Annotated in this window: 6 protein-coding genes; 2 read left to right on the forward strand and 4 right to left on the reverse strand. The window is 68.0% G+C overall.

All coding sequences use genetic code 11. The annotated features are described in order from the left end of the window. Positions 1–87: 87 nt before the first annotated feature. The 3 genes from E1B00_RS08400 to E1B00_RS08410 all read right to left on the reverse strand — a co-directional run bounded on the left by E1B00_RS08400 (position 88) and on the right by E1B00_RS08410 (position 9,805). Complete coding sequence (locus tag E1B00_RS08400; RefSeq protein ID WP_176693168.1) at positions 88–7,935, reverse strand: RHS repeat-associated core domain-containing protein; 7,848 nt, start codon at positions 7,933–7,935, stop codon at positions 88–90. Positions 7,936–8,237: 302 nt separating this feature from the next. Then, the gene (locus E1B00_RS08405; protein ID WP_139447519.1) at positions 8,238–8,621 is read right to left on the reverse strand and encodes a VanZ family protein; all 384 of its coding nucleotides are present in this window, start codon (positions 8,619–8,621) and stop codon (positions 8,238–8,240) included. Beyond that, entirely contained in the window at positions 8,621–9,805 is a 1,185-nt protein-coding gene (locus E1B00_RS08410) for a class I SAM-dependent methyltransferase (protein ID WP_139447521.1), read from the reverse strand. The genes E1B00_RS08405 and E1B00_RS08410 overlap by 1 nt, the downstream gene beginning before the upstream one ends. 55 nt (positions 9,806–9,860) lie before the next feature. Between E1B00_RS08410 and E1B00_RS08415 the strand changes: the two genes are divergently transcribed. Further along, positions 9,861–10,595: a pteridine reductase gene (locus E1B00_RS08415; RefSeq protein WP_139447523.1), complete on the forward strand. Its 735-nt coding sequence runs from the start codon at positions 9,861–9,863 to the stop codon at positions 10,593–10,595. Next, entirely contained in the window at positions 10,592–11,380 is a 789-nt protein-coding gene (locus E1B00_RS08420; protein ID WP_176693169.1) for a L,D-transpeptidase family protein, read from the forward strand. The genes E1B00_RS08415 and E1B00_RS08420 overlap by 4 nt, the downstream gene beginning before the upstream one ends. Before the next feature lie 44 nt (positions 11,381–11,424). Here E1B00_RS08420 and E1B00_RS08425 read toward each other — a convergent pair whose 3' ends face one another. Further along, complete coding sequence (locus E1B00_RS08425) at positions 11,425–12,258, reverse strand: DUF6159 family protein (RefSeq protein WP_139447524.1); 834 nt, start codon at positions 12,256–12,258, stop codon at positions 11,425–11,427. Between the last annotated feature and the right edge of the window lie 73 nt (positions 12,259–12,331).

A 12,331-nucleotide genomic window follows, 5' to 3' on the forward strand; every position in this document is an offset into this window, starting at 1 on the left:
ACTCGAAGCTCTGAGCCAGGTCGGAGGCGAAGAGCCCGCCTTGCGGCGGGCTCTCCACTTGCGGGTTCCAGAACGTCAGTCCGCACCTCAGCGGGGGGGCGCCACCGGCGCCCTATCCGATCCGACCAGCTGCCGCTGTTCCTGGACCGATTGGTGCATCGGCTTGCCGGACTGCGACACCGACTCGGCGCTACCCATGGTGTTGCGCATGACGCCCGGCAAACGCGTCGCGACGCCGGTCAGTCCGCCAGTCATGCCTGCGGCGGCCATGGCCTGCTCGTGCGAGCCACCGAGTGCGATCGCCACCGAATACGCGCCCGCCTGGAAGGTGGTGCCGCGCAGCGCACCGCTGCCGAGCGCCTCCCGGGCCATCTTGCCCTCCCGTTCGCGCGGCGTGAGGTGGCGGCTACGGCTGAAGTGAGTCGCGGAACCGGGGTCCTCATAGCGCTGGTTGTCGTCCCCACGCAGGTTGCCGCCGGGTCCCATGTTCACTTCGTCATCGATGCGACCCATGCAGGCGATGTCACGGCGCTCGAAGCACGCGTCCCTCTCGGCAATGAGGGAGTTCGAATAGTCCCGCTGGTAATCGTTTATCTCGTCTCCACTGGCGAAGAAGTACGGGTCATTCTTCACGCGGGTGAAGTGGCTGATGCTGCCGTTCAAGCCCTGGCTGGCGTTGGCCAGGTTGTAGCGCTCCTTGAGGGACATGAGCCGCTTCGCAGCCTGCTCGACGCCGGTGACGTCGCGCTCGGTCACGTTGGTCACCGCTCCGTTCTCGTCGACGTCTGCCTCGACCACGGTCGCATCCTGGAAGACACGCCCGTTGGCCTCCTGGGCCTCGATGTAGGCCATCGCCGCGTGGTCCTCGGGACTGCGCCCGGTGATATCACCATCCGACTCGCAGGCCCGCGCCGCGCGCGTGGCCGTGCCCGCCGAGCCGCCGTCAGTACCTGACGTGCCGGCGATCACGCAGGCGTAGCCCGACGGGTCGATGCCGCTGAGCGGATTGTTCATCACGTACGAGTACGCGTTCATGCTCTGCGTGCTGGTCCGGCTCTGGATCAGCGGGTCCACGCTCATGAACCGTCCCAGCTGCGGGTCGTAGATCCGGCCACCCATGTGCACCAGCCTGTGACGGTCGAGATGCTCGTGACCGGTGAAGCCCTGCTCGGCAAGACGTTCCGGACCGGTGGTCGCACCATGCAGCAGACCGTCGCTGCTCTTCCAGTCACCCGCCAGCGGCAGACCGAAGGCATCGAACCCGTGCTGTTCGGTCACCGCGCCGGCCTCGTCGGTCACCATCACCAGCGAGCCCATGCGGTCGTGGTGCTGGAAGCGCAGCTTGCGGCCCTGGGCATTGGTCTCGATCACCGCCTGCGGCGCGGCATAGGTGCGCTCCTCGGCCATGGCGCCACCGGATACGACGAGCTCGTAACCGTCGTCGAAATACTTGGTGACGCCGTTCTCGATGCGGACCGAAACGCCCAGGTCCGGGTCGTAGCGCAGCAGCGTGAGGTCCGCGCCCTGCTGGATCCGAACCGGCTTGTTGAACACGTCGAAGGCCACGTCGCGGCCACGGCCGGAGATCATGTTGCCGGCGGCGTCGTAGTTGAAATCAACCACGCCGCCACCGACCAGCTGCACCTGGCGCACGGCGTGGGGCCCGGCGTTTCCGCCCAGGCTTCGGTCGACGTTGCCGTAGAGGTAGACCGATCCGAAATCGGACTTGCGGACCAGGTTTCCGATCTCGTCGTAGTCGTAGTCGATTGATTGCGGGGCGGTCGCGCCGACGGACCAGACCTTCTCGCTGGTGTCCAGGCGCTGCAGGTCGTCGTAGGTGAACGACTCGAGCACGCCATGCGTCACGCTTTCGCGGGCCGTCAGGTTCCCGAAGGCGTCGTCGTACCGGTAGAGCAGCTCGGCCAGGGGCTCCGAACCCTCGAAACCATACGCTATCCCTCGGACGTCGCCGGTCGAGTCCGCGTAGTCGTAATCGCCCCGTACGCCGTTGCCGAAAATCATGCCGGTGGTCTGGCCGCGGGCATTCATGCCCTCGATCACGTACAGGTCGACATCGGAGTTGGCGGGGCCCGTCCAGGCCGAACGCGCGGCGAACAGCGTGCCGAACCGGTCGTAGCTGTAACCGACGGTTTCTCCGCTGGGGTACGTGCGGCCCTTCAGACGGTTGTAGTAGCCGTCGTACGCGAGCTTGCCCACCAGGACGCGCGGGTTGCCCTCGATCGCCAGCTCGGTCCGCACCAACCTACCGAAACCGTCGTAGTGGTAGCTCTTGCGGTAGTCGTCGTTTCCGTCGTCGTTGGCGTCGCCACCGAGGACCGTCTGCAGCTGGTGCGCCTGCGCGCCTTCGCCGTAGATCCACAGTCCGACCAGCTCGCCGTTGACGCGGCGCACGCGCATCCTGCCCATGGCGTCGTAGTAGTTGACGATGGCGTCGCCGTTGGCGTTCTCGGTACGGGTCAGATTGCCGAAACCGTCATAGGTCAGCGTCTGCGCAGCGGCAACCGGCGTGCCCGCGTCCGGGTCGTGCGTACGGACCTCACGGCCGAGGTTGTCGAAATAGTGGCGCACCTGGGTGCCTACCGAATTCTGGGTGAGCACCAGGTTGCCCAGGCCGTCGTAACGGTGGTGGGTGGTCGACCCCTCTGCATCCGTGGTGGACAACAGGCGGCCACCGGCATCGTAGCGACGCGAAGCCGACAGCTCCCCGCCGGGCAGCATGACGGTCGTCTCCAGGCCCTCGTACCGGTACTGCCAGACCTGCGAGGGCACCGCATGGCCCGACCGATCGACCACCTTGCGGCCCGCTCGGCCCAGAGCGTCGTAGTTCTCGTACCGGGTGAGATGGGTCCCTTCCTGGTGGCCAGGCTCGCTCGCGGCCAGCACACGGCCGCGTGCGTCGTAGGTATGGGTAACCACCGTGTCGGCAGCGCCGTTGAATCCGCTGGTGCGGACCTTGATGGTCCGCCCCAGCCGGTCGAGGTGCTCAACCGTCGTGGGTGCACCGTCCATCACGGTGGTGCGGTACACCGCGGTATCGCCGCAGCCGCTGGCGCAGTACTGCTCGATGATGTCCTTCTGGGTTCCTGGCGTCGCGTGGCTGCGGATCATCCGGCCGGCGAAGTCGTAGTCCTGCGTCAGCATCTTGCCGTCGTCACGCATCGCCTCCGTCAACTGTCCATGCGCTTCCGAATGCGATACCACGGTGCGGAACCCGGCGGCGTCGGTGATCAGATGCGGGAAGTAGCCGTTTGTCGCGCTGAAACTGGTGCGCGTCTCGCGCACGTGCTGCTGCGGATTGTCGGCGCCCTCGGCGAGCACGGCGACGAGGTTCCCGTATTCGTCGTATTCGTATTCTTCCACGTACTGTTCGTACGGGACGCCAGCCTGGAGCGTCTTCGTCCTGATCCGGCGCTTGCCGTCGGCGTAGTAGGAATAGTCCTCGGTAACGACCTTCTCGGCGTTGGCCTCCGCATCCGGGACGGGGCCGTCCAGGCCCGCGTAGCCTGTGGCCGAAGTAGTGACCGTTTTTCGGTCGAGCTTGTCCATCCAGCCCGACTCCGCGACGTCGTAGTCGATCTCGAAGTCAGTTCGGCTCGAGTTGTAGACGACCGTTTCGCCGCCCTCATCAAACGTCTCAACGGTGACAGTCTGGGTGCCGACGTTCCCGTACCGAATGTCCTCGGCCGAGTGCGAGTTGACCACGGTGGTCGTACTCAGCGGCTCCCGACCGGGGCTGTCAAAGTTGTAGGTGACGTCGGTCCTGCTGGAAAGGTAGGTCACGCGCACACCGTTGCCGTGGGTGACGTGCGACCATTCCTGCATGGACTCGCTGAGCGGAACGGACGACGGCGAATCCGACCGCAGCCGCTTCTGGACCTGCATCGTCTGGCCGGTCAGCGGGAAGTAGTCGTAGTACTCCGTGCGGGTGCTGGTGTCATGGCCGTCGTCGATGTCCTCGTCGACGACGATTGCCTTGAAGCCCTGGAAACCGCGGCCGCCGGTGGAGAACATGGCATTCTCGAAACGGAAGCACTGGGCGTTCATGCCACCGACGCCGTTCGAGGATTCGTGCCGCGTCACCACCTGCATGGACGAGTTGAAGTGGTAATGGCCGGGGAACGCGAGCTCGGGGTCGACCCGGTAGAACGGCCGGTCCTGGCCATAGAGGCAGCTGCTGTTGCCGGCACCGGACAGTGCGCCGTACTTCCACCGGTTGACGACACCCATGCCATTGATGGTCTCGCGCAGCGCATCGATGCCGAACGTATTCTCGTCGCGCTGGCCGTACCGGGCGAACATGCCAAGCTGGACCTGGTTGCCCAGGTACCGTCCAACCACCACGTTGTCTCCGCCGGGACCGCTGTGCACGGCTGCCCGCTGGTTGTGCATCGAGTAGCAGACATCCGACAGGCCGTCGCCGTTGGGATCGCACTCACCGGTGGCGAAGAGAGTGCCTTCGACCGGCGTGGCGGTTCGCTGGATCTGGTAGGACCCGTTGCCCTGTTGCACGAAGCGGACGACGTCGTACCGGTAGACGCCGCGGTTCAGATGCGGAATGTCGCTGTTCTCGAAGCGGTACGGGGCAAGCGTCGCCTCACTGCAGATGTCCTGGGCCTCGCCCGAGGGGTTGGGGCGCCACAGGTAGCAGTAGTTCTGCGTGACGACCGTCGGCACCATGAGGTCGGTCCGGCCATCGTGGTTGTAGTCCATGACGAACATGCCGCCCGCCAGGTTCCGGTCGATGTCGATGTTGCCCGTAACGCTCACCGCCACGTACATCGGGCCGTCATGCCGGCCGGTATGCAGCCACAGCTGGGTGCTGCCGTTGTCGTAACGGCGGAAGATGTCGCCCTGGCCGTCGCCGTTGACGTCCACGGTGTACTGGACGCCGCTGCCGGACATCGGGTCGGGTACGCCGAGGCTGCTCAGGGGCACGGCGGACGCCTGGAACTGGAACCGGCCACCAACCCATTTTCCGAGCTGGACGTAAGGCTGGACCGGCGTTCCGTCCGCATAGCTGCCCGAGAACGTCGCGTCGGCGATCTGGTCGCCGTCGACGTCGCCGACGCTGCCCAGGCCCAGCTGCTGGCTGCCGGCCGACGGAGCCTGCGGCACGTCGACGGAGCCGCAGAAGCTGAGCTGCCCGGACTGCTGGACGGAGCAGTTGAGATGGATCCTGTTGACGTAGCCGTCCCCCACCCGTTCGGTGGCCACCAGGTCAGGGTCGCCATCACGGTCGACGTCCAGGATTCCGGCTACGGCGGCGTAGGTGCTCGAGAGCTGAAGGTTCACGGGGATGGAAACGAAGCGGCTCTGTTGCCGGCTCCAGGTTTCCACGAGCAGACGGCCGTCCGCGCCCACGCTGACCAGGTCGTTCTGGCCGTCGGCGTCGAAATCGGTGCTGCGCGGTTTCGCCCGGCTCCGGCCGAAGCTTGCCGAATAGCCGAGTGAAGTCTGCAGTTGCGGAGAAAGGAATGGGCCGCCGTACGGCTGGTCGCGGCTGGAAAGCCTCAGTTCGACCAATTGCATGGTGCGGGCACCGCTGGTGCTCACCACCTCTTCCAGCAGCATTTCGTCTTCGGCGCCGTCGCCGTCGATGTCGCCGAGTGGCTGCAACGTAAACTGCTCGCCCACCACACGGGCGATCTGCCCGGAAAAGGTCAGCGGCTGGTCGTTGTAGCTGTAGCGGGACTCCGGGTAACAAGTCGTTCCCGCAATGTCCTTGCAGACCTGTGCGCCGACCAGCAGGCTGCGGCCGCTGACGTCGCTGGTGTCGTAACGCAGCGACGTCGTGGTCGCCAGGTCGCCATTCTCCCAGGTCGCGTTGGTCCAGGTGGAGATGCGCCGCAGACGCTGGCTCTGTACCGACATCATGCCCTGGTGATTGTAGGAGACAGCGCGGTCGGGTCGTTCCTCGTAGAGGAAGCTGACGCTGCGGTTGCCCTGGCTGGCGCCCATGCCGGTGTAGATGATCTGGTGGAGCAGGCGCTCCGAAGCCGAGCCGGTGTAGACGTAGTCGATCCGGTTTCCGCTCAGGTCGACGACGCGCGTCAGCAGCCAGCGGGTCGGATAGCTGCTGACCGTGCCGTCCGCGCGGGCCGGCAGCAGCGCCTCGTCATAGTACGAAACCACTCCGGCCCGATCGGTGACCTTGAAGCGGCTTCCCGGATACGCGGATCCCGCTCCGAGCAGCTCAACCGTCACGAAGGACTGGACCTCGGTCTGGTACTTCGAGCCCACCTGGCCGTAGCTGAGATGGACCACCTTGAGCTGTTCGCCATTCAGGCACAGCCGGTCGCTGCTCGACCCGTTATAGGGCTTGGTCTCGCCGTCGATGGCCACGATGCTCGAACACCGGTAGATGCTGCCCTGCCCGGCGGACAGGGACCAGCCCAATCCGGCCACGCCGTCGCCCGCACCGCTGCTGTATTCCAGGCTCACCGACGGTGCCATGCCCTGCCGGCCCGGCGGCACCGGGACGTTGATGCGGTAGTTGACGCGACCGCCATCGACGCCGGCGGTTTCGGGAAGCGAACCGACCGTCTGGGCGGTGGGACGCGACAGCTCGACCACCTCCGCATCCGGGAGCCCCAGCGCCGAACGCTCCACCACGATGGCGACGGAGGCGGTGCGGGCGCTGCAGCCACTGGCGTTGCAGGCCTTGACCTTGAACGAATAGGTGCCGTCGTCCTGGTCCTGGAAGGACATCGAGGGGCTCGTCACCTGCCCGACCTGGCAGAACTGGTAGTCGGTGCCCGGGCAGTTCTCACCGACCTTGGCGCGGTCGACCTGGTAGTAGGCCACGGTCTCCTGGGAGGGGCCCCAGCTCAGAGTGAAATCGCCGCTCTCGTTGGTGGCCGGCAGCGTGACGTTGGCCGGCAAGGTCGGCACTTTGAGCACCGAGACAGCCCTGCCCGTGCTGGCGGTGCTGCAGCTGCCGCTGTTGCAGGCCTTGACCTTGAAACAGAAATCGCCGTCGGCGTGACCGCCGAAGACCTTGGAGGTGGCGGTCTGGTTGCCGAGGTGGATGTAGCCCGAGCTCGGGCAGGACGCGCTGACCCGGTTGGCACGGTAAAGCGAATAATGCGCCACCGAGCCGGTCGAGGCGCTCCAGGAAAGGGTGAAGCTTCCGGTCGTGCTGGAAGCGGGCGCCTGAAGGTTGGTCGGTTGCGACGGCGTCTTCAGCACCTCGACCGACTTGAACGCCGAGTCGTCGGCACTGCAGCCGGTATCGAGCAGCGCGTTGCAGGCATCGACCTGGAAGTCCCAGTCTCCGTCCGCCAGGTCGTTGAAGGCCAGGCTCAGCGTGTTGGCACCGGCGACGTCGGTGCGCTGGAAGGCACCGCCATTGCGGCGGCTGAACACGCGGTAGTGCGTGACGGTGCCGGAGGGCCTGGTCCAGGTTATGGTCAGGTCGCCATTGGTATCCGGCGATGCGCAGCCCGTGCAGCCGATCGCCGGTGTACCGGTGGGCTGGATGTAGACCTGCACCGTCTTGACGGCACTGTACGGAGAGCAGACGGTCGAGCCACCGCCACCCACTTCACCGGCATCGGAAGTGAAGCAGTGTTTCACCCGGTAGTAGCGGGCACCGCTGGTGGTCTTCGTGAACGCCTTGGACGTCACGGGATCGTCGTTCACCACCGTGGTCCAGGGCGACACGTCCGAACTTTCCTGCAGGGTGTAGGAGTCCTCGACGGAGCCGGACTGTCCGGTCCAGCTGACGGTGTACGACCCGGTCGAGTTGGCCGGTGCGGTCAAGGTGGGCGCAGGCAACGCGGCGGCGGCCTGCCCTGCCGACAGCACGAACAGCAATGTCCAGAGGCCGAGCGCCTTCGGACCATCAAGAACTGGGCTGCGCGACGCAGTCTTGCCGGCATCTGCGGCAAACGCGCGCCCGAAAAATTCGATCATGTTCACCCTTCACCCACCCTTTTCCTTCAGGAATTTGAGCCGGCATCGCGGACCCGCGACCACCGACGAACACACGACGGAGCCGGAGGGTCCGGCCGCCTGTGCGGGCCGAACGTCCGATGTCGTTTGCTCTGGGTAGGGATATGCGGTTCGACAGCGAACCCCGCCACAACCCCTGACGGGCCGTCCGGCAGCCGGTTCGTGTCTTCGTTTTTGCCGGGCCCGGGCGCGGGCAGGTCGCGCGGAGAGGGCTCAGCGTCGGTCCGCAGGGCGCCAGCCGACCCTCGTCGGCGCGTGGCCAGTCAGCGGGAGAGGCGGCGGTCGAGGCGCTGCAGGAACAAGGCCGCCGGCGTGAACGCCAGCGCCAGGCCGGCGAGGATGCCCAGCGTGTTGGCGACCGCGTCGCGCGGGTCGCCCAGACGCGTGGTGGTCAGCTGCGCCTGCGCGAACTCCAGGGAAAGGCCGAGGACGAACAGCCCGAGCGCCGCAAGGAACTGCCCACGCCGGGACCGGAAGATCGAAACCGCCCAAGCCGTGAGCGTGAAATACGCCAGCAGATGCCCGAGCTTGTCGGAATCGTGCGGCGCACCCAGCTCGATCGGCGGCAGCAGCGACAGGACGATGCACAGCGCGAGACCGAAGATCCACACCGCCAGCCACAGCCATGGCCGGTGGAAGTCGCGCATCACAGGCGGCGGCTCAGGTCGCCGCGGGCGAAGGCGGGGCGGATGTCCACGCCGCGCTGGAAGCCGATCGCCTGGAACCGTTCGCCCATCTCGCCCGGCAGGGTCAGTCGCTTGACCTCGTTGTGGCGTCGGTGGCGCTCGACCCCGTCGCCGATTTCCTCGATCGCGGCCAGGCGTTCGGGCAGGCCGTTGTTGACCAGGAAACTGGCCTGGGCGCAGTAGCCGGCCAGGTCGAAGCCGGCGTTGATGCCGGCTTCGGCCACCGCGGTGAAATCCACGAAGGCGGTGATGTCCTGCAGGCCCGGCAGGTGGAACGGGTCGCCGTGCGCGGTATGGCGGTGGTGGCAGACCAGGGTGCCGTCGCTGCGCTCGGGCAGGTAGAACTCGCGGCGCGGATAGCCGTAGTCCACGAACAGCATCGCGCCGTCCTGCAGCAGGCCGCCGACCGCCTGGATCCAGTAGGGCAGCTGCGGCAGCACCTCCGAACGATAGCCTTCGGCGAAAGGCGCGCCGACGTCGTGTTCGATGTGGCGCACGGCCGCGCGCAGCAGCGCGTCGGCCGGCTGGTCCACGCGGATCAGGGCGCCGTCGGCCGCCAGTGCCACGTACTCCTCGTACACCTCGCCGTCGTGCAGCACGAAACGCGGCGTCGGCAGGGCGTCCAGCACTTCGTTGGCGAATAGCATTCCGCGCCACGGCGTTTCCGGCGGGCCGTTCAGCCACTCGACGCGCGCGAAAAGATCGGCAGGCAGCGCGGCGGACAGGCGCGCGCGCTGGCGCTCGCGCAGGTCGGCGCTGGGTTCGAGGATGCGGTAGCGCGCGGGCACGGCGCCGTAGGCCTGCATCTGCCGCAGCGCGGCTTCGGCAAAGGCGCCGCTGCCGCCGCCGATCTCGAAGAAGTCGGCGTCGCCACCGAGCTGGGCGATCACCTGCACCGCGCAGTGCGCCACGCATTCGGCGAAGGTCGGGCCGAGCTCGGGCGAGGTGACAAAATCGCCCTCGGCGCCGAACTTCAGCGCGCCCGCGCTGTAGTAGCCCAGGCCCGGCGCGTACAGCGCCAGCTCCATGTAGCGCGAGAACGGGATGGCGCCGCCGCCGGCGGCGATCTGGGCGCGGATCAGGGCCAGCAGGCGCTGGCTGTGGGCCAGCGCGTCGGCGTCCGGAGCGGGGGCTTGCAGGCTCATGATGGAATCTTCAGGTGCGTACGCGCAGGATACCGGCAAATCCCCGGAGCCCCGAATGCCCGCCCCTGTCGCCCTGATCACCGGCGCCGCCAAACGTGTCGGCGCGCGCATCGCCCGCCGCCTGCACGGCGCGGGTTACGACCTGGCCCTGCACCACCGCCACTCCGCCGACGAGATGGCCCGGCTGGTGGCCGGACTCGAGGACGTCCGCCCCGGCAGCACCCTGGTGCTGCGGGCCGAGCTGGCCGACGATGCCGCGCCCGGGCAGTTGGTCTCCGCGACCCTGGCGCGTTTCGGCCGCCTCGACGCCCTGGTCAACAACGCCAGCGCCTTCCGCCCCACGCCGGTCGGCCGGGCGACGCCCGCCGACTGGGACGCGCTGTTCGCCAGCAACGCGCGGGCGCCGTTTTTCCTGGCACAGGCCGCGGCGCCGGCGCTGCGCGCAGCCGGCGGCGGCATCGTCAACCTGGCCGACATCTACGGCGAGCGGCCGCTGAAGAACCACACCGTCTACTGCATGGCCAAGGCCGCGCTGATCATGATGACGCAGTCGCTGGCGCGCGAGCTGGGGCCCGAGGTGCGCGTCAACGCGGTCGCGCCGGGAGCGGTGATGTGGCCCGAGGAAGGCAAGGCCGAACACGAGAAGGCGGCGATGCTGGCCGCGACCGCGCTGGCGCGCGCCGGCGATCCCGACGACGTGGCCGAGGCGGTGCGCTGGCTGCTGCAGGACGCGCGCTACACCACCGGCCAGGTGATCCGCGTCGACGGCGGCCGCAGCCTGAACCAATGAGCCCGCGACTGCGCCTGGGGCTGGCCGCCCTGCCGATCCTGCTGCTGGGCGGCGCGCTGTTCGCGTTGCCGGTGACCGGCCGCACCCTGGCCGCCCGCGCCGAATCCGCCGGCGTGGTGCCGCGCGGCGACCGCGCCGCGGCCGCGGCGGCGCGCGTGCGCCCGGCGCTGGAGCGCGACCTGGCCGCGGCCGGCCTGCGCTGGGGCGCGCCGGTCTTCATCCGCATCTTCAAGGACGAAAGCGAACTGGAGCTGTGGGTGGACGACGGCCGGCGTTTCCGCCTGTTCCGCACCTGGCCTATCTGCACCTGGTCCGGCGACCTGGGCCCGAAACAGCGCCAGGGCGACGGCCAGGCGCCGGAAGGCTTCTACCGGGTAGCGCGCGGCCAGCTCAATCCGCACAGCCAGTACCACCTGTCCTTCAACCTCGGTTACCCGAACGCCTACGACCGCGCCCACGGCCGCACCGGCGACTACCTGATGGTGCACGGCAGCTGCGTGTCGATCGGCTGCTACGCGATGGGCGACGCGAACATCGAGCAGATCTACAGCCTGCTCGCGGCGGCGCTGGCCAAGGGCCAGTCCGCGGTGCCGGTGCACGTGTTCCCGTTCCGCTTCGGTCAGCGCGCCGAGGCGGACTGGCGCGCCAGCCCCTGGCGCGACTTCTGGTCGAACCTGCGCGAAGGCCACGATGCCTTCGAGCGCACCGGCCGGCCGCCGCGCATCGGCGTGGCCGGCCGACGTTACGTGGTCACACAAACGCCGACGCCCCAGCCGGCAGGCTGAGGCGTCGGGGTCGGAGCGAACGGGCGGCGACCGGCGCCGGCCGATTATTTCGGGCGGAAGGCGTTTTCCAGCTGGCCGGTGCCGAAGCCCGCCGGGGCCTGGCCGTCCACCGCGTAGCGGTACAGCGCCGCCGAGTAGATGCCCGACAGCGCCGCCTGCAGCACCGCCACGAAGGCGATGGCCAGGGCGCCGACGACACCGACCAGGATGGCCAGCTTGGCGCCGCCGACGAAAGCGGCACCGACCACCAGCGCAACGACCGCCAGCACCACCAGCGCCGTCAGCAGGCCGAAGGCCAGGCCGATGCCGACGTTGCCGGCGACGTTCTCGCCCCAGGTGCGCTTGAGCAGCTCGACGCTTTCTTTCACCGCTTCCATCGGACCGACGTCGCGCGCCACCAGCACCGGCACCACCAGGAAGGTGGCCAGGGTCCAGGCGACACCGACCAGGCCGACGACGATCTTGCCGATGGCGCCGGCGCGCTCTTCCAGCGCCTTGAGGATCAGGCCGACGGTGGCGGCGATCGCCGCGTAGCCCAGGATCACGCCGATCTTGGAGCGGGCGATGCGCAGGCCGTCGCTGACCGTCGGGTCGCCGCCCTCGAGCCGGATCATGGCCGCGCCGACCAGGGCGGTGTTGAAGAAGAAGATGACGAAGTACTGGCACAGGTAGAACAGGAAACCGACCACGGCACCCAGCGGCCCGATCTCGCCGCCTTCGAACAGGCGCAGGCCGAACACCGGCACCATGAAGGTCGCCGCCACCAGCAGGGTGGCGAAGGCCGAGATCACCGGGAACAGCAGCAGCTCCTTGTCGGAGCGAAGCACCGCGGCGCTGGCTTTCACCAGGGTCCAGCTGCGGGAAATCCGGTCGAACATGGTCGTGCCCCCCTGAAGTTGCCGCGATTATGGGCCAGCGCCGCGGGCACGCAAGCGCCGGTCGTCACCCCGG

Source organism: Arenimonas terrae (genome assembly GCF_006265115.1).
Classification (GTDB): Bacteria; Pseudomonadota; Gammaproteobacteria; order Xanthomonadales; family Xanthomonadaceae; genus Arenimonas; species Arenimonas terrae.

Bases quoted from the DNA above. Each gene is read 5' to 3' on its own strand.
- E1B00_RS08400 (WP_176693168.1), bottom strand. From the start codon at position 7,935: ATGATCGAATTTTTCGGGCGCGCGTTTGCCGCAGATGCCGGCAAGACT.
- E1B00_RS08405 (WP_139447519.1), bottom strand. From the start codon at position 8,621: ATGCGCGACTTCCACCGGCCATGGCTGTGGCTGGCGGTGTGGATCTTC.
- E1B00_RS08410 (WP_139447521.1), bottom strand. From the start codon at position 9,805: ATGAGCCTGCAAGCCCCCGCTCCGGACGCCGACGCGCTGGCCCACAGC.
- E1B00_RS08415 (WP_139447523.1), top strand. From the start codon at position 9,861: ATGCCCGCCCCTGTCGCCCTGATCACCGGCGCCGCCAAACGTGTCGGC.
- E1B00_RS08420 (WP_176693169.1), top strand. From the start codon at position 10,592: ATGAGCCCGCGACTGCGCCTGGGGCTGGCCGCCCTGCCGATCCTGCTG.
- E1B00_RS08425 (WP_139447524.1), bottom strand. From the start codon at position 12,258: ATGTTCGACCGGATTTCCCGCAGCTGGACCCTGGTGAAAGCCAGCGCC.